This is a genomic window from Pseudomonas sp. NY15372 (assembly GCF_048068215.1).
GTDB classification, from domain to species: domain Bacteria; phylum Pseudomonadota; class Gammaproteobacteria; order Pseudomonadales; family Pseudomonadaceae; genus Aquipseudomonas; species Aquipseudomonas guariconensis_A.
In genome coordinates this window covers 12,412-35,406 of sequence record NZ_JBLUPY010000038.1, presented here as the reverse complement: position 1 = coordinate 35,406, position 22,995 = coordinate 12,412, and the positions used below count along the sequence as shown (strand labels likewise).

Below are 22,995 nucleotides of genomic sequence, written 5' to 3'. Positions count from 1 at the left end.
TCCTCCGTCAGGGCTTTTAGAAGCGGTACTTGAAGTTGAGCGCGATGTTGTCGCGGTCGGCCCAGGGCGAATTGTTGGCGTTGCCCAGGTACGCGCTGTACAGCGCCTCGACCGTGAAGTTGCCGAGGTAGCGCCAGGTGGTGCCGATGCTGGCACGGTCGTCGCCCTGGCCGTAGTTGATCGAGCCGGTCAAGGCGCTGTCGTGCTGGGCGGCAGTGCTGAAGTTGATCGGCACCGACATGTCCCAGCCACTGAACACGTCGTTGTAGTCAAGGTTGACCTGCACCGTGTAGCCCCAGGCGTCACGGTCGCCCACCAGCGAATCGGTGCCGGGCAGGGAGAAGCCAGGCGCCAGGGTCAGCGGATCGGAGGTGTCGTTGTCGAGCACGGTGTTGTAGATCAGTTCGCCGGTCAGGGTGGTGTTGTCGGCAAAGGCGCTGGGGCCGAACACATGGATCGCCGAAACCTGCGCCTGCAAGGTCTTGGCCCTGACGGCGCTGGAGAAGCCGTTGTCGACCATCACCGGCTGGCCGTCGCGGTAGCTCACTTCACCGGCCAGGCTGGTGTCGCCCAGCACGGTGGCGAAGCTTGCGCCGTACAGGTCGATGTTGTCGAAGTATCGGGCGCGGTAGAAGCCCAGGTCGCTCTGGAAGTCCAGGGTCGGGGTCTTGTCGTGGTAGCGCACGTAGTACAGGCCGAACTCGGTGTTGTTCAGCGAGGCCGCGCTATAGCGCAGCGCCAGGCCATACTGGCCGCTGTCGCTGGGCTCGTCGTCCTTCAGGCGCTTGACGAAGCCGCTGGCATCGCTGTAACCACCGCGGTCGATGTAGTCGGTGGTGGAGAAGTAGCTGCCCACGCCGAACAGGTCGGTCTTCTCCCACTTGTACTGGTAGTAGGCTTCTACATCCAGCTCGTCGGTGAGGCTCAACTGGCCGAAAACCTGGCCCACCGGCAGCAGCACTTCCTTGACCTCGACGCCCGGGGTGGTCGCCTTGGTCGCGTCCACCGGGCTCTGGGCCCCGGAGACGCCGGGGTAGAACAGGCTTTCACCCCAGCTCACCACCTGGTCGCCCACGCGCAGGTTCAGGTTGTGCCCGGCCATGTCCCAGGTGCCGTAGGCATAGGCATCGAGCAGGCGCAGGTCGTCGCGGTGTTGGTCGATGGTGTCCTTGGAGAAGCGGTCGGGGCGGCTGCACACGCCGCTGGCGAAGCAGTTGGAGGTACCGGTGTCGTTGTCGTTGCCACGGTCATAGACGCGGTCATAGAAACCCGATGCCCGCATGAACAGGCCGTAGTTCTCGCGCCAGTGCAGGTTGGCTTCGGTGAGGAAGCCCACCCGGTCGGTGATCAGGCTGCCTCGGTCGAATGCGTTGTCGCCATCGTTGCCGTCGGCGTTGGCCACCAGCTTGTGGTCGCGCTTCTCGGTACGCCAGGCAAGGCTGTAGCTCAGGGTCGTGTCCCAATCAACGCTCAGGTCGTCGCTGGGCTGGAAGGACAAGGCACTGGCCTGCTGGCTGAGGCCGCCGGCCAACAGCAACAGGGAAAGACGCACGTACGTGTTAACAGGGTGGGGGGCGATTGTTGTTTTTATCATTGTCGTCCTCATGCGCGGGCATTGCCTGCCCGACCGACGTTCCGGTTTTGGGAGGTGGAGCAGGGCCGACTATGGGACGCAGCCTTGGCAGCAACATCGTCCAAGTGGACTACGCGTAGCAGCCCGTGACCCGGTAGTCCCATTGGACGATGCCGGGTCACAGGGGGCGCCGGACAATCCTTCAGGCGCCCCGGCCGCCTTCTTCGGCGTGGGCCGTGGTTCTGTCTGCCCCGAGGAGGTCCGCATGATCAGGTGGGACGAATGTTGCGATGTGCTGGTGATCGGGTCGGGGGCCGGCGGCATGACCGCAGCCCTGCGTGCCCATGACCTGGGCCTCGATACGCTGGTGATCGAGAAGAGCGAGCAGTACGGCGGCACCTCGGCCGTGTCCGGCGGCGGTATCTGGATCCCCGACAACCACCGCATTCGCGCGCTGGGAGGCGAAGACAGCCGGGCCGAGGCGGTGGCCTACCTCAAGGCGGTGACCCACGGCGAGGTCGACGATGGGCGTATCGAGGCCTATGTCGAGCATGCCAGGGCCATGGTCGAATACCTCGAACGCGACACCCGCGTGCGCTTCGAAGCCCAGGCCCAGTACACCGACTATTACCCCCATATGCCCGGCGGCAAGCCCGGCTATCGCTCCATGGACCCGCTGCCCTTCGACGCCGCGGCCCTGGGCGAGGAATTCCTGCGCATGCGCGCGCCATCGCCTGGCACCTTGATGATGGGCCGCATGGCCATGACCATGAAGGAAGCCCGGGTGCTGCTGTGCCGCGGCAAGGGCTGGCTGGGCCTGACCGCCAAGGTGCTGTGGCGCTACTGGCGTGACCGCGAGGGGCGCAAGCTGTCGCGGCGTGACCGCTTCCTGACCCTGGGCAATGCCCTGGTCGGTGCGCTGCGTTGCTCCTTGCTCGACCGTGGCGTGCCGCTGTGGCTGAACTGCCAGCTCGAGCGACTGCTGATCGTCGGTGAACGCATCGGCGGTGCCCGCGTGTTGCGTGACGGGCAATGGCTGAACATCAAGGCGCGTCACGGCGTGATCATCGCGGCCGGTGGGTTCGAGCGTAACCAGGCGATGCGTACGCAGCACCACCCGCAACCTTCACAGGCCCAGTGGAGCGCGACCCCGCCGTGCAACACCGGCGATGGCATCCGTGCAGCCCAGGCCGTGGGCGCCAGTACGGCGCTGATGGCACACAGTTGGTGGGCACCCACGGTGCAGGTGCCGGGCGAGGAAAAACAGCGTGCGCTATTCATCGAGCGCAACCTGCCCGGTTGCATCCTGGTCGACTCTGCGGGCGAGCGTTTCGTCAACGAAGGCGCGCCCTACAGCGACATCGTCTACGCCATGTACCGGCACAACCGCGAAGGCGCCACCAGCGTGCCGTGCTGGCTGGTGTTCGATGCCGACTACCGGCGCAAATACCCCTGCGGGCCGTTGCTGCCAGGCTATGCCCAGCCCGACTGGCGCTTGCCCGAACACCTGCGCAAGGTGCTGCACAAGGCCGACGACCTCGGCGCCCTGGCGGCGCTGATCGGGGTCGACGGCGCGGGCCTTGGCCGCACCGTGGCGCGCTTCAACGCCATGGCGGTGTGCGGGCGTGACGATGACTTCGGCAAGGGCGAGTCGCTGTTCGACCGCTACTACGGCGACCCCGGCGTGCAGCCCAACCCGTGCCTGGCCCCGCTGCACAAGGCGCCGTTCTATGCGGTGCGGGTGGATGCCGGCGACATCGGCACCAAGGGCGGCCTGCTCACCACCGCTCATGCCCAGGTGCTGCACCAGGACGGTAAGCCGATCCAGGGCCTGTATGCCATCGGCAACAGCGCCGCCTCGATGATGGGCCGGACCTACCCCGGTGCCGGCGCCACCCTGGGCCCTGCCATGACCTTTGGTTACCTGGCGGCCGAGCATATCCGTGCCGACAGCCAACAACGTCAAGGTCCGTCGACCTTGGCCCTCACCGGGAGGTAAGCATGCAGACAGATATGCCACAGATCGCATTGGTAACCGGCGCCAGCCGAGGGGTCGGGCGCGGTATTGCCTTGGCCCTGGGCGAGGCTGGCATGACCGTGTACGTCACCGGCAGGCAGCAGGGGCAGGGCGGTTCGACGCTCTACGGCCAGGCCTTGGAGGGCGACCTGCAGGGTACGGCGGCGGCCATCGATGCGGCCGGGGGGCGCGGTATCGCCGTGGCCTGCGATCATGGTGACGATGAGCAGATCCGCGCGCTGTTCGAGCGCATCGACCGTGAATGCGGGAAGCTGGACCTGCTGGTGAACAACGTCGCCCATATCCACGACCAGTTGATCGAGCCGGGCCCGTTCTGGGAAAAGCCTCTGTCGCTGGTGCGCATCCTCGATGTCGGCCTGCGCTCGGCGTATGTCGCCAGCTACCATGCAGCGCCTTTGTTGCTGCGCAGCGGGCGCGCGCTGGTGTGCTTCACCTCGTCCTTCGGTGCCGGCTGCTACATGCACGGCCCGGCCTATGGGGCGCAGAAGGCCGGTAGCGACAAGCTGGCGGCGGACATGGCCATCGATTTCGAAGGGCGAGGGGTCGCCGCGGTGTCGTTGTGGCTGGGCCCGCAATTGACCGAACGTACACGCATCGCCGGGGAGCAGCATGGCGAGCAGTACCGGGCGTTCCTGGAAAATGCCGAGACGCCGCAGTTCAACGGGCGCTTGATCCATGCCTTACTCAATGACCCGCAGTTGGCCGACTACAGTGGGCAGACGCTGATCAGCGCCGAAATCGCGCCGCGTTATGGCATCACCGAGGCGGGCGGGCGCCAGCCGCCGTCACACCGCGCCATGCTGGGTGAGCCACGCCAGCAGCATCCGGCTCGAGTCATCTGACCGGGCCTTGCGGCCCTATCGCCGGCAAGCCGGCTCCCACAGTCTGAAACAGCGCAGGACAGGTGGGAGCCGGCTTGCCGGCGATAGGGCCAGTACAGACAACACCAGATCGGGGCGCCATAGCGCCCCCGTCATTCACGCCCACTCGCGCAATACCTGCTTGGCCACCTTCCCGGTGGCATTGAGCGGCATGCTGTCGAGCACCCGAACCCGCCGCGGCACCTTGTAGTTGGCCATTTGCTCGCGGCACCAGGCCAGGAAAACCGCCTCGTCGATACGCTGCCCCGGTACCGGCAACAGGAACGCCATGGCCACCTCGCCCAGGCGCTCGTCGGCAATACCGATCACCGCCGCCTGAGCGACACCTGGGTAACGCACCAGTGTCTGCTCGATCTCCGCCGGGTAGACGTTGAACCCGCCGGTGATGAACATGTCCTTCAACCGATCGGTGATGCGCAGGTAGCCGTGTTCATCGAGCACGCCCACGTCCCCGGTATGCAACCACCCCCGGGCGTCGATCGCCTCGGCGGTGGCCTTCGGGTCGTCCAGGTAGCCGCGCATCAGGTTGTAGCCGCGCACCAGCACCTCGCCCGGTTGGTTGGCCGGCACCGGCTGCCCCTGCGGGTCGACGCAGCGCACTTCCACGTCCGGCATTGCTCGCCCGCAGGTGGTGGCGACCCGTTCGGCGCTGTCGCCGGCACGGCAGATGGTGACGAAGCCGCAGGCCTCGGTCAGGCCGTAGGCGGTGACGATGGTGGCAAAGCCCAACTCGCTGCCCATGCGCCGGATCATCTCCACCGGGATCGACGCCGCGCCGGTCACGGCGATGCGCAACGAGCCCAGGTCGTACTCGGCCCGTTGCGGGTGGGCCAGCAGTGACTGGTACAAGGTAGGCGGGCCGGGCAACACGTTGATGCCCTCGCGCTGGATGCAGTCGAGCAGGGCCTGGGTGTCGAACACCTGCTGCGGCAACAGGGTGCAACCGCGCATCAGGGCCGCCACCCAGCCGGCCTTGTAGCCAAAGGAGTGGAAGAACGGGTTGACGATCAGGTAGCGGTCCCCCGCCTGCAGCCCGACGATCGCGCTCCAGTCGCGCACCACCCGCAGGTTCTGGCCATGGCTGCTCATCACGCCCTTGGGTTTGCCCGAGGTGCCGGAGGTGAACAGCAGGTCCGACAGGGTGTCGCCGTTCACCCGCTGTTCACGTTCAGCCAGCTGAGCCTCGCTCACCTGGCCCGCCAGGGCGAGGAAGTCGTCCCAGGCCAGGCCGTCGGCCACCTCGCCCTGGGGGCGCAGGTGAATGACCTGGCGCAGCGCGGGCAGCGTCTGGTCGGCGAGCATGGCTGGGTAGTCGGTGTCGAGGAAGCGGCTGATGCAGAACAGTACGCAGGTGTCGCTGTCGCGCAGCACTTGGGCCGCTTCGGCACCTTTCATGCGGGTATTGAGCGGCACCAGGGTGGCGCCGACGCTGTGCAGGGCACCGGCGGCGACGATCCATTCCCAGAGGTTGGGCGCCCACACCGCCACCCGCGCCGCCACCGGCACATCCAGGGCCAGCAGGGCGCGCGCCGCCTGGCGGCGCAACTGGTCCAGGCGCTGGTAGCTGATGGGTTGGCCGGTGTCTTCGATGGCTGGGCGTTCGCCATAGGTCTGGGCGGCCAGGGCGAACAGTTGCGGGAAGGTCTGGGCGTTTTCCACGGACGGCATGTGGCCTCCTCAGGCAGAGGATCGATGAACGAAGGGGAGGGCCGGGCACCGGGCCCGGCCGAATGGATCAGACGCTGGGCGGGGCGAAGCGGCGGCCGGCGGAGAAGCCGCCATCCACAGCGATCATCTGCCCGCTGACGAAGGACGCTTCGTCCGAGGCGAGGAACAGCGCGACATTGGCCACTTCCTCCGGCTGGCCGGAGCGGCTGAGCATGTGCTGCGAAGCGAAGAAGTCATGGAACGCCTGCTGTTCGCGGACCATGCTGGTCATCGGCGTTTCGATCAGGCCTGGGCACAGGCCGTTGACGCGGATGTTGGCGTGGCCGTAGTCGATGGCCATGCTGCGGGTCAGCTGGTTGATCCCGCCCTTGGAGACGTTGTAGGCGACGTTGCCGTCGCAGCCCTGCAGGCCGAAGATCGAGCCGATGTTGATGATCGAGCCGCTGCGCTGGGCCTGCATCTGCCCCAGCACGTATTTGCTGGTGAGCATGCTGCCGGTCAGGTTGATGTCCAAGACCCGCTGCCAGTCGGCGGTGCTGGCGCTGGTGACGCTGCCTTGGCTGGCGACGCCGGCGGCGTTGACCAGCACGTCGAGGCGGCCGAAGCGCTGGATGACTTCGGCCATCACCTGTTGCACCTGCTGTTCGTTGCGTACATCCAGATTCATGAACAGGCCGGGGAAGTCCGCAGGTGCCTGGCCGACATCCAGCCCGACCACCTGGGCGCCTTCGGCGCTGAAACGACGCACGCAGGCCAGGCCGATGCCCGACGCACCGCCGGTGACCACCGCGACCTTGTTTTGCAAACGAGCCATATTCGAACCTCTGTCCTTTTATTGTTGTGGAGCTGCTGCTGTGGCGAGTCTACCTGCAATGGTGGTGGGCTGGATCGTCTGTAGGGACTATGCCAGTCCGCGAGGGCCCAATCGCGGGACAAGCCCGGGACAAGCCCGCTCCAGGTATGTCTGCAAGCCCTGAGGCAGCGGGGTACCTGTAGGCGCGGGCTGCAACGCAACCCCGCTCGATCTCAAACCGGAAACTTCAATCGCACCCGCGCCCCTTGCGGGTGCCCTTGGCATGCCAAAGTCCACCCGGCCTCGAGCTCCGCCTTGCTGAGCACATCGTTGCGCGCCAGCTGCGCCTGGCCTTCCTCCACGGTGCACATGCACGCCCCACAGAACCCTTCCTCGCAGGAAAACGGCACATCCAGCCCGGCCGCCTTGCAGCTTTGCAGCAAGGTATCCCCTGGGCGCGGCACGATCTCGTGGGTCACGCCATCGAGTTCCACCATGAGCAGCTCGCACCCTGCACCTTCGACCTGTACCGGCACGGCCGCTTGGCTGTCCGGGTCGGGTGGCGAGACGAAGCGCTCCACATGGATGGCATCACGTGCTTCGCCCAAGGCCAGCAGGGTTCCTTCCACGGTGTCCATGAACGGCCCCGGCCCGCAGATGAAGTAGTCCGCGCCGCGCCAATGGCGTACCAGCTGACGCACCTGCGCGGCATCGACGAAGCCCTGCACCGAGTCCAGCACATGCACCACCTGCAACTGCTCTGGGTGCGCCTTGGCGAGGGCGCGCAGCTCGTCGCGGAAGATCACCGAGGCTTCGTCGCGGTTGGCATATACCAGCAACACCGGGCGTTGGCCGCTGTGCAACACGGCCTTGAGCAGGGAAAACACCGGCGTGATACCGGAGCCACCGCCGAACAGCACCAGGGGCCGGCTGGCGTCGGCAGCCTGGCGCGGGTCGATGCAGAAATGCCCGGCTGGTGGCAGTACCTCGAGCCAGTCGCCGACCTGCACGTGCTGGTTCATCCAGTTGGATACCCGGCCACCCTCGACCCGCTTGATGGTCACCTTGGGCCGGGCGTCGGTCCAGGGTGAGCTGGACATCGAGTAGCAGCGGGTCAGGCGTTTGCCGTCCACCGTCACCCGAAAGCTCAGGAACTGCCCCGGTTTGTAGGCGAAGCGCCCACGCAGCGCCTCGGGCACGTCGAATACCAGCGAGCGTGCATCGGCGGTCTCGTCGATCACCGCGCACACCTGCAGGCGCAAGTCGCTGGCAGGGGATGCGCTGGCCCGGGCCTGGTCTGCAGCAGCCTGGATGCTCATGTCAGATGCCACTGATCAGTTGCGCATTGTCCACCCGCAGTTCTGCGCCGTTGACGAAGCGGGACTCGTCGCTGGCCAGGAACAGCACCACATTGGCAATGTCGCGCGGGGCGCACATGCGGTTCATCGGGTCCTGGTCGAGCAGCTCCTGGGGAATCGGCTGGCCGCCGGCCAGGGCCTGGGTCATCGGTGTGTTGACGCCATCCGGGTGCACGCTGTTGCAGCGGATGCGGTAGCCCTGCTGCTTGCAGTGCAGGGCGATGGAGCGGGTCATGGCCGCCACCGCGCCCTTGGAGGCGGAGTAGGCGCAGAACATCGGCATGGCGCCGAGGGCTGCGACCGACGACATGTTGATGATCGAGCCGCCGCCGGTCTTCTTCATGGCCTCGATGGCGTACTTACACCCCAGGAAGTAGCCATCGCCGTTGATCTTCTGCACCTTCTGCCACAGCTCAAGGCTGGTGTCCTCGATGGTGCCGGTGGCCAGGATGGCGGCATTGTTGACCAGCACATCGAGGCGGCCGAAGTGTTCCAGGGTGGTGGCGATCACCCGCTGCCAGTCGCTTTCGCTGGCGATGTCGTGGCGGATGAACAGCGCGTTCTCGCCGATCTCGGCAGCGGCCTGGCGGCCGGCTTCCTCGTTCAGGTCGGTGAGCACCACCCGGGCGCCCTCGCGGGCCAGCAGCAGGGCATCTTCGCGGCCGATGCCGCTGGCGGCGCCGGTGACCAGGCAGACCTTGCCTTCTACACGTTGCATGGTTGTTCTCCTTGTGGGGCTCGGTGGCTGGCGGCCACGCCAGCCACATGGGCTGCGGCGCGCCGGCCGGAAAAGACGCAATCGGCCAGGGACAGGCCGGAAACGTAGAGGTTGGAGGCCACGCCCACGGCGCAGCGGCCGGCCGCGTACAAACCATCGATGGTCTGGCCTTGCGGGTCGAGTACCTGGCCGCTTTGTTCGCACACCCGCAGCCCGCCCAGGGTCAGGGTTGGGCAGGGGTACAGGCGGCTGTCGTAGGACAGGTCCAGGCAGTACCAGGGGCCTTGGCCCAGGTCATGGAGCATGGATGCGGACTTGCCGTGCGGGTCGGCGAGCTCGCCGTGAGCGGCGCGGTTGTAGGCGTCGATGCTGCGGCGCAAGGCCTCGACGGGCAGCCGGCAGCGCTGGGCCAGCTGCTCGAGGGTGTTGCCACGGCGGCAGTTGAACAGCAGGTTGAGCAGCACTGGCAGGCGCTGGAACGACCACACCTTGCCCGGCCCGACCTGCTGCAATGCCTGGTTGCGCAAGCTGCGGTCGAGAATCAGCAAGGCGCGACCGTCCTGCTCCTCGACCATGGCATGGCCCAGGGTGGCGCCGTACAGCTCTTCATTGCAGTAGCGCTCGCCCCGGGCGTTGACGATCATGCCTTTGGCCCAGGCCATCGGCGGGTTGATGAAGCGCCAGGCACTGACCTTGTCCATACGCCCCAGGCTGGCGCCTACGCTGCGGCCCAGTTCGATGCCGCTGCCGTCGCAGCCGCTGCTGCCCAGGGGCAGGCCGGCGAGGTAGCGCGGGGCATGCTCGCCGAGCAATCGGCGGTTGAACACGAAGCCGCCGCTGGCCAACAGCACGCCGTGATCGGCACGCACCAGCAGGGGTAGGGCGTGTTGTTGTTCGATGCGGTGCATGCGTGCGCGCAGCCGCGCGGAAACCGCTGGGGCGTACATGTGCACCGCCGCTGCCCAGCGCGTCAGGCGCGCATGTTGGCGCGCGGCGCGGCTGCCTGCGGGCAGTTGCCAGGCTTCGACGCCCAGTACCTGGCCTTCTCGGTCGACCACCAGGCGTCGTACCTGGCACTGGGTACGCACGCGTACGCCGCGGCGCCGGGCGCTGTCGGCCAAGGCACGGAACAGGGCCGAGCCGGACATGCCGGTGCCCTTGGTCCGATGGCCACGAGGGGCCGGAGCGGCATCCACGGCGTAGGCCGGCACCGCCTCGTTGCCTGAGTAGTACAGGTAGTAGCTGTCGCTGGGGTAGGAAGTCTTGTGCGGCGCCATGCTGCCTTCGAACACCGCACCCTGGCGCTCCAGCCAGGCCAACTGCTCCAGGCTGGCATCGCAGAAGGTGCGCAGGGTCTGTTCGCTCACTGCGTCGCCGACCTCCTTGCGCAGGTACTCGAACATCGCCTCGCTGCTGTCCGTATAACCGGCCTGCAGCTGTTGCGGCGTGCCACCGCCGGCATACACCACGCCGCCGCTCAGGGCCGTGGCGCCGCCGCCAGCGAAGCGCTCCAAGGCCAGTACCGAAAGGCCACGGCTGGCGGCCTCGATGGCGGCGCAGGCCCCGGCCCCGCCGAAGCCCACCACCACCAGGTCGGCGCGCTGCTGCCATTGCAATTGCTCGGCACTGTCGACGCGAAGCGGTGCCTGCACCGCTTGCAAGGTCATGGCTGCGCCTCAGCTGACGCTGGCCGCAAGGGGCACAGGTTTGGCAGTGGTGGTGTAGTGCCCGTCCAGGTACACCAGCGGGGTGATGGTCGGGGTAGTGTGAATGCGCAGGATACGGCCGATGAAGACGGTGTGGGTGCCGTAGGCGAACTGGCCGTCCTGGCGACAGAGGATCGACGACTGGGCATCGGCCAGGTAAGGGATGCCTTCGTCGCTGGTCAGCCACTGACCCTGGCCGAAGCGCGCTTCGCCCTTGATGCTGCCGCTGCACAGGTGTGCCAGGTGCTGCTGCTCCAGGCCCAGGATGTTCACGCAGAAGCTTGCGCCGGCGGCCAGCGCCGCGTGCGGTGAAGCGCTCTGGTTGACGCAGATCAGCAGCGATGGCGGCTCGGTGCTCAGCGAGTCCACCGCGGTGGCGGCCATGGCGAAACGCTGGCTGCCGTCGCTGGTGCTGATGATGGTCACCGACTTGGCCAGGCGGCGCATGGCCTGGAGCATGTCGGCTTTCAAATTATTGTTGTCGTTCATCGCACGCCCTCGGTTTGGCTGTTTCAGTGCGATGGATTCTTGCAACGCTGACAAGCCCCAACATCGTCCAACGGGACTAGTCAATGCGCACCCGACATGGTCCGTTTGAGGGATGCCGCGCCCGATTCACCTTGTTGCAATGCCTACGGTGGAGGCATGGCGCCTCTCTCGCACGCCCCGGGGAACGGGGCGACCAGAGGAGAACAACAAGATGAATCAAGACCTCATGCGTCAACAGTTGCGCCAGCGCGCCCGTGAGCTGGTGCCCGTGCTGCGCGAGCGCGCAGAACAAGCCGCGCAGATGGGCCGCCTGCCGGAGCAGACCATCGCCGACTTCCACGAGGCGGGCTTCTTCCGCATCCTCCAGCCGGCCCGTTGGCAGGGGCTGGAGCTCGAGCCGAAGGACTTCTTCGAGGTGCAGATGATCCTCGCCGAAGGCTGCATGTCCTCGGCCTGGGTGCTGGGTGTGGTGGCCATCCACAACTGGCAGCTGGCGCTGTTCGACGATCGCGCCGCGCAGGACGTGTGGGGCCAGGACAGCAGCGTGCTGATCTCCTCTTCCTACATGCCGGTGGGGAAAGTCGAGCGGGTCGAGGGCGGTTTCCGCCTGAGCGGGCGCTGGGGCTTCTCCTCGGGCAGCAAGCATTGCCAGTGGGCCTTCCTCGGCGCCATGGTGCCGCCGGCCGAGCCGGGCGGTGCACCGGACTACCGCACCTTCCTGGTGCCGCGCGCCGACTATCAGATCATCGACAACTGGAACGTGATGGGCCTGGAGGGCACCGGCTCCCACGATGTGCTGGTCGAAGGCGCCTTCGTTCCGGAATACCGCACTCACCGCGCCGCCGATGGCTTCATGCAGCAGAGCCCGGGCAACGCGGTCAACACCTCGGCGCTGTACCGCCTGCCGTTCGGGCAGATCTTCGTGCGCGCGGTGTCGTCCTCGGCCATCGGCGCCCTGCAGGGGGCGGTGGACCACTTCATCGCCCACAACAAGGCGCGGGTGGCAGTCAACGATGGCCGCAAGATGCTCCAGGACCCGGCCGCGCAAAGCGCCCTGGCCAACGCCATGGTCTGTGTCGACGAATGCCGCACCGTGCTGCTGCGCAACTTCGAGCTGATGCTCGACAACGCCCGCAGCGGCACGCCGCTGGACATGCAGCTGCGGGTGAAGATGCGCTACGACTCGGCGCTGGTGGCAGACCGCTGCGCCAAGGCGGTAGCCGAACTGATGTTCAACAGCGGTGCCTCGACCATCTTCCGTGACCACCCGATCAACCGGGCGTTCCGCGATATCCATACCGGCCGTGCCCATGTGGCCAACAGCCCGGCCAAGTACGCCTGGAACCTCGGTGGCGTGAGCATGGGGCAGGACACCACGGACTTCTTCCTCTAGGCCATGGCGTGCTCACCGAAACCGGCTAGTCCGTTTTAGGGATTCGAGCCCGTCGCCGATGCCAGAGGATGTGACCAAGGCCGGCACCTGCCGGCCAACGTCCACAGAACAACAAGGAACGCACATGAAATTCTCGCTGATTTACGAAGCCCAGACGATCGATGCCAGCCGCGAGGGTGACCGCAAGATCTTCGATGACACCGTGGAGCAGGCGGTACTGGCCGACAAGTTGGGCTTCGACACCTTCTGGTGCGTCGAGCACACCGCGTTGACCAACTATTCGCACATGTCCGCGCCGGAGACCATGCTGGCCTTCGTCGCCGGCAAGACCGAGCGCATCGGCATCGGCCATGGCGTGGTGTGCCTGCCGCCGGCGATGAACCACCCGGTCAAGGTGGCCGAGCGCATCGCTACCCTCGACCTGTTGTCCAAGGGCCGTGTGCACTTCGGCGTCGGCAAGGGCGGTACCCAGCAGGAAGCCGGTACTTTCGGCTACGACCTGGCGACCCTGCAGCCGCAGATCGACGAGGCCATGTACCTGATTCCGAAGATGTTCGTGCAGGACGAGATCGAGCACCACGGCGACTTCGTCAAGATCCCTAAGCGGCCGATCCATCCCAAGCCGTACCAGGACCCACACCCGCCGATGTACCTGGCTTGTACCAACACCGAGTCGTTGAAGAACGCCGGTGGCCGTGGCATGGGCGCGCTGGTGCTGGGCTTCGGTGGCCCGGAGGAGATCGCCAAGAAGGTCGAGGTGTACCACCAGGCCTTCGACAACCGCGAGGCACGCAACCAGGTGGGCTTCCGTCCGAACCGCCACATCGCCGCACTGTGCCCGGCCATCGTGCTGGACGACAACGAGACCGCGCGCCGCATCGGCATTCGTGGCCAGCGTTACTTCATGGAGTCATTGGGTTACTGGTACGGCGGTGGCGAGCGCCCGGACCCGGAGAAGTGGAAAGACGACACCTACGTCGATGGTAACGGCCAGGCGGTGATCAAGTCGCGCTTCGCCTCCGAGGAAGTGCAGGTCGACTTCTCTGACCCGACCATGGCGATGATGAACCCCAACCACGCCTACGGTACCGTCGAGGACTGCATCGGCTACGTACAGCGGCTGATCGATGCCGGCGCCGACGAAATCCTGTTCATCTGCCAGATGGGGACCGTGCCGCAGTGGGCCCAGCTGGAGACCTTGCGCAACATCGGCGAGAAAGTCATTCCGCATTTCCGCAACAAGCAGTAAATCCACCAGGGGGCGCTTTGCGCCCCAATCGCGGGACAAGCCCGCTCCCACAGGTACGGTGTCGCCAATGGCTTGCACGGAACCTGTGGGAGCGGGCTTGTCCCGCGATTGGGCTGCGCAGCAGCCCCTCCGTCGGTAGTCCTATTGGACGATGACGCTCCACCGCCAACTGGCTTGAATACGACCATCCAAGAGCCCAAGCGGCTCGTGACAAGAACAACATGAGGAGATCGTGCATGGATATCCGCGGCCTGGGTTACGTCACCGTACGTTCCACCGACCTCGCGCAATGGCGCCACTACGCAAGCCAAGTGCTGGGCATGATGGTGGTCGAGGACGAAAGCGGCGAGCGCCTGTTCCTGAAGATGGACGAACGCCCATACCGCATCCTGGTGCAGCACAGCGCCCAGGACGGTTTTGGCGCCTGCGGCTGGGAAGTGGCCGGCCAGGCCGCCTTCGACCAGGCCGTGGCCGAACTGCACGCCGCCGGTGTGGCCGTGGAGCAGGGCAGTGCCGAGCAGGCAGCGCTGCGCCAGGTCCAGGCGCTGGCCCTGTTCGCCGACCCCGACGGCAACCGCCACGAGCTGTACTGGGGCCCACGCCAGGACTTCGCCCGCTTCGTCTCGCCAGTGGGCGTGCGCGGTTTCGTCAGCGATGCCCTGGGCATGGGCCATGTGGTGCTGCCGGCACCGACCTTCGAACGCTGCCGCGACTTCTACGAACAGGTGATGGGCTTCGGCCTGTCGGACCTCATGAAGATCCGCTTCACCCCCGACCCGGCCGAGCCGGAAAAGCGTATCCACTTCATGCACTGCAACAATGGCCGCCACCACTCCCTGGCGATCTTCGAATGCCCGGTGCCCAGCGGCTGCGTGCACATGATGGTCGAGGTCGATGGCCTGGACGAAGTCGGCCGCGCCCTGGACCGCATGCACGCCAACGGCGTGAAGCTCTCGGCCACCTTGGGTCAGCACACCAACGACCAGATGATTTCCTTCTACATGAAGACCCCTTCCGGGTTCGACCTGGAGTACGGCTGCGACGGCCTGGTGGTGGACTGGAGCCGCCACACCCCGTTCGAAAGCACGGTGGTCAGCCAGTGGGGCCATGACTTCAGCGTCGGCCGCCAATGAGGACAGCACCCATGGATAAACAAATGACCACGGCCCAGATGGTCGCCCAGCTGCGCGACGGCATGACCATCGGTATCGGTGGCTGGGGCCCACGTCGCAAGCCCATGGCGCTGGTACGCGAGATCCTGCGCTCGGACCTCAAGGACCTGACCGTCGTCGCCTACGGCGGCGCCGACGTCGGCCTGCTGTGCGCCGCTGGCAAGGTGAAGAAACTGATCTTCGCTTTCGTCTCCCTCGACTTCATCCCCCTCGAACCATACTTTCGCAAGGCGCGCCAGGAAGGCGCCATCGAGGTGATGGAGATCGACGAAGGCATGCTGCTGCTGGGCCTGCGCGCCGCCGCCATGAACGTGCCGTTCATCCCCACAGCGGTAGGCCTGGGCACCGACGTGCTGCGCCACAACCCCGAGATTAAGCTGATCGCCTCGCCCTACGCCGATGGCCGCGACTGGGTCGCGATGCCTGCGCTCAAGCTCGATGCTGCCCTGGTGCACGTCGACCGCGCCGATGCACGCGGCATCTGCCAGATCGCCGGCCCCGACCATTACATGGACGACCTGTTCGTGCGCGCTGCGGCACGCACCTTCGTCACCTGCGACGAGCTGGTCGACAGCGCGTGGTTCCATGCCGACCCGGCCCGGGCCCACCAGGTGTTCTGGGAGCGCAACCTGACCACCGCCGTGGCCAACGTGCCTGGGGGCGCGCACCCGTCTTCCTGCGCGCCGCTGTACGGCTTCGACGTACCGCACTTCAAGGCCTACGTGGCCTCGGCGCAGAGCGAAGAGGGCTGGCAGGCCTATGTCGAGCAGTACGTGGCCTGTTCCCACTCCCAGTACCTGGAACGTTGCGGGGGCCTTGAGGCCATCCGTCGACTGCCCCTGCCGGTTTTCTAAGCGAGGAACGCCATGACCCCTGCAACCTCCTACAGCCTCGCCGAACTGATGATCTGCGCCGCCGCCCAGGCCTGGCGCGACGACGGCGAAGTCCTGGCCACCGGTATTGGCGTGATCCCACGCCTGGCTGCCTCCTTGAGCATGCTCGACAACAACCCGCAGCTGATGATGACCGACTCGGAAGCCTACATGGTCGCCGAGCCGGTGCCGGTCGGCCCACGCAATGGCTATGAGCCCAAGCGTGACAGCTGGATGGGCTTCTCGCGCATCTTCGACAACGTCTGGAGCGGCAAGCGCCACGCCATGATCGGCCCGATCCAGGTCGACCGCTTCGGCCAGGCCAACATTTCCTGCATCGGCGGCGACTACCACAAGCCCAAGGCGCAGATGCTCGGCGTGCGTGGCCTGCCGGGTAACTCCATCAGCCATGCCAACTCGTTCTACGTGCCCAGCCACAACCGCCGGGTGTTCGTCGAAGGCGAGTGCGACGTGGTCGCCTCGGTGGGCTACAACCCCGAGCGGCTGGCCCGCGGCTGGTCGCTGGAGGATATCGATATCCGCCTGATCGTCACCGACCTGTGCGTACTCGACTTCCTCGGGCCGCAGCACCAGGTGCGAGTGCGTTCCTTGCACCCGGGCGTGAGCCTGGACGAGGTGCGCGACAACACAGGCTTCGCCCTGCACGTACCCGAGCATTGCCCGGTGACCACCGCGCCCACCGAGGCGCAGCTGCAGCTGATCCAGCAGTTGGACCCGCACAACCTGCGCGCCAGCCAGCTCAAGGACAACCCTCCGGGCCAGCGCCAGGCGCGCTGACAGCCCGTACCCGCCAACCGCCTTGCCGGAGTGCAGTAATGAGCGAGCAAAACAACAAAGAGGCCGATGAGGTGGTGCTGTACGAAGTGCGTGGCGCGGTGGCCTTGGTCACCATGAACCGCCCGCAGTACCACAACGCCCAGAACTCGCGGATGACCTATGCCCTGGACGCCGCCTTCGCCCGCGCCTGCGCCGATGACGAGGTCAAGGTCATCGTCCTGCGCGGCGCTGGCAAACACTTTTCCGCCGGGCACGACATCGGTACGCCGGGGCGTGACGTGGACCAGAGCTTCGAGCGCGTGAGCCTGTGGTACGACCATGTCGGCAAGCCGGGCGGCGAGTTCCTCTACGCCCGCGAGCAGGAGGTGTACCTGGGCATGTGCCGGCGCTGGCGGGATATCCCCAAGCCGACCATCGCCATGGTCCAGGGCGCCTGCATTGCCGGCGGGCTGATGCTGGCCTGGGTGTGCGACCTGATCGTGGCCAGCGACGATGCCTACTTCCGCGACCCGGTGGTGCGCATGGGCATTCCGGGGGTGGAGTACTTCGCCCACGTGCATGAGCTCAACCCACGCATTGCCAAGGAGTTCCTGTTCCTCGGCGCGCCGATGCCGGCGGCGCGTGCCTATCAGATGGGCATGCTCAACCGCGTGGTGCCGCGCGAGCAGCTGGAGGCGCACACCCTGGAGCTGGCCGCGCAGGTCGCCCAGATGCCGCGCCTGGGCCTGCAACTGAGCAAGCAGGCAGTCAACAACGCCGAAGACCTGATGGGTAAGCGCGCGACCATGGACATGGTGTTCGGCCTGCATCACTTCGCCCATGCCCACAACGAGTTGGTGTCGGGCGACCGCCTGGGCGGCTACGACGCCAAGGCCATGGCCAGTTCCCAGCGCGACCCGGGGAGGGCATGAGCATGGCCGTATCGCTCGATACCCGCCTGACCGCCTTGCTCGGGTGCCGCTACCCGATCGTCCAGACCGCCATGGGCTGGGTCGCCGACCCGCGCCTGGTGGCGGCTACCTGCAATGCCGGCGGCTTTGGCTTTCTCGCTGGGGCGACCATCGAACCGCAGCAGATGGAAGCCGCGATTCTCGAGACCAAGCGCCTGACCGACCGCCCGTTCGGGGTCAACTTCCACATGTACCAGGCCAACGCCGAACAGATCGTCGAACTGGTGGTGCGCCACCAGGTGCGCGCCGTCAGCTACAGCCGCTCGCCGGGCAAGCAGATGATCGCCCGGCTCAAGGATGCCGGTGTGGTCTGCATGCCCACCGTGGGCGCCCTCAAGCATGCGCAGAAGGCCGTGCAGATGGGCGCCGACGTGGTGACCGTGCAGGGCGGCGAGGGCGGCGGCCACACCGGCGCCGTGCCCACCGCCATGCTGCTGGGCCAGGTGCTCGATGCGGTGGAGGTGCCGGTGGTGGCTGCCGGTGGTTTCAAGGATGGTCGCGGGCTGGTATCGGCCTTGGCCCAGGGCGCCGATGGCATCGCCATGGGCACGCGCTTTCTGATGACCGCCGACAGCCCGGTGCCCCGGGCCACCCTGGCGCGCTACCTGGCGGTCAAGGACCCGGCGGCGGTGATCGTCAGCCGGGCCATCGACGGTTTGCCGCAACGCATGATCCGCAACGAGCTGCTCGATGAGCTCGAGTCCGGCAGCGGCCTGCGCCGCTGGTTGCTGGCTGTGCGCAGCGGCCTGGCCTACCGCCGCCACACAGGCCTTGGCCTGGGCCAATTGCTCGGCAGCGCCCTGAAGATGCGCCGCGACGGCGGGCTCAGCGCCGCCCAGAGCCTGATGGCCGCCAACGCGCCGATGGTCATCCAGAAGGCCATGGTCGAAGGCCGCCCCGCCGAAGGCGTGCTGCCGGCCGGGCAGGTGGCAGCAGGCATCGACAGCCTGCCGAGCTGCGCCGAACTGATCGCGCAGATCGTCCAGGACGCCGAGCAGCGCCTGGGCGCACTGTGCCGCCGAATTTCGTAAGGGGGAATCCGAATGCAACCATTCAGTGTCAGCATTGACAACGGCATCGCCGAGATGGTCTTCGACCATCCCCCGGTCAATGCCTTCAACAGCCGGGGCTGGGCCGACATCGCCAGTACGCTCCGAGCGCTGGGCGAAGACGAGCAGGTGCGGGTCATCGTCATCCGTGCCGAAGGCCGTGGCTTCTGCGCCGGGGTCGACATCAAGGAACTGGCCGCCGACGGCAACCTGATCGTCGCGGTCAACAAGGGCAACTACGACACCTTCAAGGCCGTGCACCGCAACCCGGTGCCGGTGATCGTCGCCGTGCATGGCTTCGTCCTGGGCGGCGGCATCGGTATCTGCGGCGCCGCCGATATCGTCGTCGCTGCCGAATGCGCCCGCTTCGGCGTGCCTGAGGTGGACCGTGGCGCCATGGGCGGCGGCGCTCACCTGCAGCGCCTGTTCCCGGTGCAGAAGGTGCGTCACATGTACTTCACTGGCGAGATGATCGACGCCGCCGAGGCCTTCCGCCTGGGCGCAGTCGAGCGTGTGGTGCCACGCGAGCAACTGCGCGAGGCGGCGCTTGGCATCGCTGCATCCATCGCCGCCAAGAGCTCGGCGATGATCCGCCTGGCCAAGGAAGCGCTCAACGGCATCGAGGACGGCGATCTGGAAGACAAATACCGCTGGGAGCAGGGCTTCACCCTAGAAGCCTACCGCACCCAGGACTCCCAGGAAGCTCGCGACTCGTTCGTCGAGAAGCGCAACGCCAACTTCAACGGTTGAGGGCAGCGAACATGGACCTTACCTACACACCGGCCCAGCAGGCCTTCCGCGCCGAGGTGCGGGCCTGGCTGCAGGCCAACGTCCCGGCCCAGCCATTGCCCTCGTTCGACACCGAGGAGGGCTTTGCCGCCCACCGCGCCTGGGAAGCGCGCCTGAACGAAGGGCGCTGGGGCATGGTCACCTGGCCGACCCGCCTGGGTGGGCGCGGTTGCGACTTGATCGAGTGGCTGATCTTCGAGGAAGAGTACTACCGCGCCAACGCCCCGGCGCGGGTCAACCAGAACGGTATCTTCCTGCTCGGGCCCACCCTCATGGAGTACGGTACCGAGGAGCAGAAAGCGCGCTTCCTGCCCCGCATGGCCACCGGGCAGGACATCTGGGCCCAAGGTTGGTCCGAGCCGGGCGCCGGCTCCGACATGGCGGCGATCCGCTCGCGGGCCGAGCGTGACGGCGACCATTACGTGATCAACGGCCAGAAGACCTGGTCTACACGCGCGGTCTGGGCCGACTGGGTGTTCGGCATCTTCCGCACCGACCCCGGTTCCCAGCGCCACCATGGCCTGACCTTCATCCTGGTGCCACTGGACAGCCCCGGCATCACCGTGCGGCCGATCCCTCAGCTCAACGGCTTGCCGGGCTTCGCCGAGATCTTCTTCGACGATGTGCGCGTGCCGGTGGAGAACGTGTTGGGCGGCGAGGGCATGGGCTGGCACGTGGCGATGTCCACGGCTGGCTTCGAACGCGGCCTGATGCTGCGCTCGCCGGCGCGCTTCCAGGAGACCGCCCGGCGCTTGGTGCAGTTGTACCAGGCCAACCGCGAGAGCGCCGACCGCGACCCTGCCATCGGCGAAGCGGTGATGCGCGCCTGGTTGGACGCCGAGGCCTACACCCAGCAGACCTACATGACTGCCTCGCAGCTGGTCAAGGGCGGGCGTATCGGGCCTGAATCCTCGACCAACAAGATCTTCTGGTCCGAGCTTGACCTGCGCATGCACGAAACCGCCATGAGCATCCTTGGCTTGCGCGGTGAGCTGCTGCCCGAGGCACCGGCCGCAGGCGATGTCGGCCACTGGCTGGACGGCTTCCTGTTCGCCCAGGCCGGGCCGATCTATGCCGGCACCAACGAGATCCAGCGCAACATCATCGCCGAACGCATGCTCGGCATGCCGCGTGCCTGAGGGAGAGACCATGGACTTCAGTTTCAATAGCGACCAGTTGCTCTTCCAGGACAACGTACGCAGTTTCTTGATCAACGAAGTGACCCCTGAACGCATCCGCGAGTTGTGGCTGACCGACAGCGGCCGCTGCGACCAGCTCTGGGCGCAGCTGGTGGAGCTGGGCCTGACCGGCCTGACCGTGCCGGAGCAGTATGGCGGCATGGGCCTGGGGGCCCTGGACTTCGTCCTGCTGGCCCAGGAATGCGGTTACGCCGGGCTGCCCGAGCCGCTGGTGGAAACCATGCTGGTGGCGGTGCCGCTGCTGGCCGAACTGGGCGAGGCCCATGAGGGGCTCAAGCACGACTGGCTGGGGCGCGTGGCCGAAGGGCAGGCGCGCCTGGCGGTGTGCGAGCCGGGCAACCCGCTGGTCAGCGATGCCCACGTCGCCGACCTGCTACTGCTCAGCCACGGCGATGAGTTGCACGCGGTGCCGCGTGAGGACGTCGAGCTGGTGCGCAACCCATCGGTCGACCCCAGCCGTCAGCTGTTCCAGGTGCGCTGGACGCCGGGTGCGGCCACCTGCGTGGCCCGTGGCGAGGAGGCGGCGCGGCTGCTGGCGCGGGCCTTCGAGCGCGGCGCGCTGGGCTGTGCGGCGCAGTTGCTGGGCCTGGCCAAGCGCATGGTGGACCTGGCGGTGGACTACAGCTTCGAGCGCAAGCAGTTCGGCAAGCCGATCGGCTCGTTCCAGGCGGTCAAGCACCTGATGGCCAACGTCGCGGTGCGCATCGAGTTCGCCAAGGGCCCGCTGTACCGCGCCGCCCATGCGGTGGCCCACGGTGAGGCAGAGCAGGCGCTGGCCGTGTCCCATGCTCGGTTGGCCGCCTCGGAGGCTGCGCTGCTGGCTGCGCGCAACGCCATTCAGACCCACGGTGCGATGGGCTACACCTGGGAAGTCGACCTGCAGCTGTTCATGAAGCGCGCCTGGGCGCTGGACAAGGCCTGGGGCGACCATGCCCTGCACAAGGCGCGAATCCGCGAGGCGCTGTTCGACCGCGAGTTGGCCATTGGCGCCGGCACCACCTTCTGATGCTTCGGCGGTGGATGGCAAGGGCCTTGCCCTTGATCCCTGGCCCCCTCTGTGGGAGCGGGCTTGCCCCGCGATCACCGGCGCAGCCGGTGGCATTCACCGATGGCGCAACCAACCGTTTTTGTCTTGTGAGGTAGAACATGCCCGAAGCTTATATCGTCGATGCCCTGCGCACGCCCACCGGGCGGCGCAAGGGCGGCCTGGCGCACATTCATGCAGCGGACCTGGGCGGCCATGTGCTACGCGCCCTGGTCGAGCGCAACCCGATCCCCGACAACGACTACGACGACGTGATCTTCGGCTGCGTCGACACCATCGGCCCGCTGGCCGGCGACATCGCCCGTACCGCCTGGCTGGCCGCCGGGCTCAGCCAGGCGGTGCCGGGCACCACCATCGACCGTCAGTGCGGTTCTTCGCAGCAGGCGGTGCATTTCGCCGCTCAGGCAGTGATGAGCGGCACCCAGGACGTGGTGGTCGCCGGTGGCGTGCAGACCATGACCCAGATCCCCATCTCGTCGGCCATGACGGCTGCCGAACCCCTGGGTTTCGGCGACCCGTTCACCGGCTCCGAGGGCTGGGTGCGGCGTTACGGCGCGACGCCTCCGACCCAGTTCCGCGCCGCGCAGATGATCGCCGAGCGCTGGCAGCTCAGCCGCCAGGCGCTCGAAGCCTACTCGCTGGAATCGCATCGGCGGGCCTTGCGCGCCATTGAGCAAGGGTATTTCAAGCGCGAAATCGTACCCTTGGCCGGCGTCGAGCACGACGAAACCCCACGTCACACCAGCCTGGAGAAAATGGCCGAGCTGGAAAGCCTGTTCGGCTGCGACCGGGTCACTGCCGGGGTGTCGAGCCAGACCTGCGACGCCGCCAGTGCCGTGCTGATCGTCTCCGAGGCCGCGCTCAAGCGCTACAACCTCACGCCCCGGGCACGCATCCACCACATGAGCGTGCGTGCCGACGACCCGGTGTGGATGCTCACCGCGCCCATTCCGGCCACCGCCTATGCCCTCAAGCGCGCCGGCATGCGCTTGGAAGACATCGACCGGGTGGAGATCAACGAGGCCTTCGCCTCGGTAGCCATGGCCTGGATCGACGAGACCGGCTATCCCCATGCCCAAACCAACGTCAATGGCGGGGCCATCGCCTTGGGCCACCCGCTGGGCGCCACCGGTACCCGGCTGATGTGCAGCCTGCTCCATGAACTGGAGCGCAGTGGCGGCCGCTATGGCCTACAGACCATGTGCGAAGGCGGCGGCCAGGCCAACGTGACCATCATCGAGCGCCTGTAAGCGCA

The 22,995-nt window shown here is 66.8% G+C and carries 20 protein-coding genes; 13 read left to right on the top strand and 7 right to left on the bottom strand.

Annotation, left to right across the window (positions count from 1 at the left end):
* Positions 1-16: 16 nt before the first annotated feature.
* Positions 17-1,552, bottom strand: coding sequence for a DUF1302 domain-containing protein (locus tag ACNFG0_RS19560; RefSeq protein ID WP_328305035.1), 1,536 nt, complete (start codon positions 1,550-1,552; stop codon positions 17-19).
* 286 nt (positions 1,553-1,838) lie between these two features.
* On the opposite strand from ACNFG0_RS19560, the gene ACNFG0_RS19555 reads away from it, so the two are divergent.
* Both ACNFG0_RS19555 and ACNFG0_RS19550 read left to right on the top strand, forming a co-directional pair.
* Complete coding sequence (locus tag ACNFG0_RS19555; protein WP_416766073.1) at positions 1,839-3,572, top strand: FAD-binding protein; 1,734 nt, start codon at positions 1,839-1,841, stop codon at positions 3,570-3,572.
* 2 nt (positions 3,573-3,574) lie between these two features.
* Positions 3,575-4,453: an SDR family NAD(P)-dependent oxidoreductase gene (locus ACNFG0_RS19550; RefSeq protein ID WP_196154223.1), complete on the top strand. Its 879-nt coding sequence runs from the start codon at positions 3,575-3,577 to the stop codon at positions 4,451-4,453.
* Between the two features lie 135 nt (positions 4,454-4,588).
* Here the strand turns inward: ACNFG0_RS19550 and ACNFG0_RS19545 are convergent, their stop codons facing one another.
* From ACNFG0_RS19545 to ACNFG0_RS19520, 6 genes are all read right to left on the bottom strand, one after another.
* Positions 4,589-6,160: a FadD3 family acyl-CoA ligase gene (locus tag ACNFG0_RS19545; RefSeq protein WP_416766072.1), complete on the bottom strand. Its 1,572-nt coding sequence runs from the start codon at positions 6,158-6,160 to the stop codon at positions 4,589-4,591.
* A 67-nt stretch (positions 6,161-6,227) separates the two neighbouring features.
* Complete coding sequence (locus tag ACNFG0_RS19540) at positions 6,228-6,974, bottom strand: SDR family NAD(P)-dependent oxidoreductase (protein WP_416766071.1); 747 nt, start codon at positions 6,972-6,974, stop codon at positions 6,228-6,230.
* A gap of 212 nt (positions 6,975-7,186) precedes the next feature.
* A complete protein-coding gene (locus ACNFG0_RS19535; RefSeq protein WP_416766069.1) occupies positions 7,187-8,272 on the bottom strand; it encodes a 2Fe-2S iron-sulfur cluster-binding protein in 1,086 nt (361 codons plus the stop codon).
* 1 nt (position 8,273) lies between these two features.
* Positions 8,274-9,029 (bottom strand): glucose 1-dehydrogenase, encoded by a 756-nt coding sequence (locus ACNFG0_RS19530; protein WP_196143525.1) that lies wholly within the window; start codon positions 9,027-9,029, stop codon positions 8,274-8,276.
* Entirely contained in the window at positions 9,017-10,696 is a 1,680-nt protein-coding gene (locus ACNFG0_RS19525; RefSeq protein ID WP_416766068.1) for an FAD-binding protein, read from the bottom strand. Before ACNFG0_RS19525 ends, ACNFG0_RS19530 begins: the two co-directional genes overlap by 13 nt.
* 9 nt (positions 10,697-10,705) lie before the next feature.
* Positions 10,706-11,224: a flavin reductase family protein gene (locus ACNFG0_RS19520; RefSeq protein ID WP_196143527.1), complete on the bottom strand. Its 519-nt coding sequence runs from the start codon at positions 11,222-11,224 to the stop codon at positions 10,706-10,708.
* Positions 11,225-11,435: 211 nt separating this feature from the next.
* On the opposite strand from ACNFG0_RS19520, the gene ACNFG0_RS19515 reads away from it, so the two are divergent.
* The 11 genes from ACNFG0_RS19515 (at position 11,436) to ACNFG0_RS19465 (ending at position 22,990) form a co-directional block, all read left to right on the top strand.
* On the top strand, positions 11,436-12,617 hold the full coding sequence (locus ACNFG0_RS19515) for an acyl-CoA dehydrogenase family protein (protein WP_196143528.1): 1,182 nt from the start codon (positions 11,436-11,438) through the stop codon (positions 12,615-12,617).
* Positions 12,618-12,741: 124 nt separating this feature from the next.
* Entirely contained in the window at positions 12,742-13,866 is a 1,125-nt protein-coding gene (locus ACNFG0_RS19510; protein ID WP_196143529.1) for an LLM class flavin-dependent oxidoreductase, read from the top strand.
* A 236-nt stretch (positions 13,867-14,102) separates the two neighbouring features.
* Positions 14,103-14,999 (top strand): VOC family protein, encoded by an 897-nt coding sequence (locus ACNFG0_RS19505; protein WP_416766066.1) that lies wholly within the window; start codon positions 14,103-14,105, stop codon positions 14,997-14,999.
* Positions 15,000-15,010: 11 nt separating this feature from the next.
* The gene (locus ACNFG0_RS19500; RefSeq protein WP_196143531.1) at positions 15,011-15,892 is read left to right on the top strand and encodes a CoA transferase subunit A; all 882 of its coding nucleotides are present in this window, start codon (positions 15,011-15,013) and stop codon (positions 15,890-15,892) included.
* 12 nt (positions 15,893-15,904) lie between these two features.
* Positions 15,905-16,708: a CoA-transferase subunit beta gene (locus tag ACNFG0_RS19495; protein ID WP_196143532.1), complete on the top strand. Its 804-nt coding sequence runs from the start codon at positions 15,905-15,907 to the stop codon at positions 16,706-16,708.
* A 38-nt stretch (positions 16,709-16,746) separates the two neighbouring features.
* A complete protein-coding gene (locus ACNFG0_RS19490; RefSeq protein ID WP_196143533.1) occupies positions 16,747-17,619 on the top strand; it encodes an enoyl-CoA hydratase in 873 nt (290 codons plus the stop codon).
* Positions 17,620-17,621: 2 nt separating this feature from the next.
* A complete protein-coding gene (locus ACNFG0_RS19485; RefSeq protein ID WP_416766064.1) occupies positions 17,622-18,689 on the top strand; it encodes an NAD(P)H-dependent flavin oxidoreductase in 1,068 nt (355 codons plus the stop codon).
* A gap of 12 nt (positions 18,690-18,701) precedes the next feature.
* Entirely contained in the window at positions 18,702-19,457 is a 756-nt protein-coding gene (locus ACNFG0_RS19480; RefSeq protein ID WP_196154217.1) for an enoyl-CoA hydratase family protein, read from the top strand.
* An 11-nt stretch (positions 19,458-19,468) separates the two neighbouring features.
* Positions 19,469-20,635: an acyl-CoA dehydrogenase family protein gene (locus tag ACNFG0_RS19475; RefSeq protein WP_416766062.1), complete on the top strand. Its 1,167-nt coding sequence runs from the start codon at positions 19,469-19,471 to the stop codon at positions 20,633-20,635.
* A 10-nt stretch (positions 20,636-20,645) separates the two neighbouring features.
* Positions 20,646-21,701, top strand: coding sequence for an acyl-CoA dehydrogenase family protein (locus ACNFG0_RS19470; RefSeq protein WP_196143537.1), 1,056 nt, complete (start codon positions 20,646-20,648; stop codon positions 21,699-21,701).
* Positions 21,702-21,841: 140 nt separating this feature from the next.
* Positions 21,842-22,990: an acetyl-CoA C-acetyltransferase gene (locus ACNFG0_RS19465; protein WP_196143538.1), complete on the top strand. Its 1,149-nt coding sequence runs from the start codon at positions 21,842-21,844 to the stop codon at positions 22,988-22,990.
* Positions 22,991-22,995: the final 5 nt, after the last annotated feature.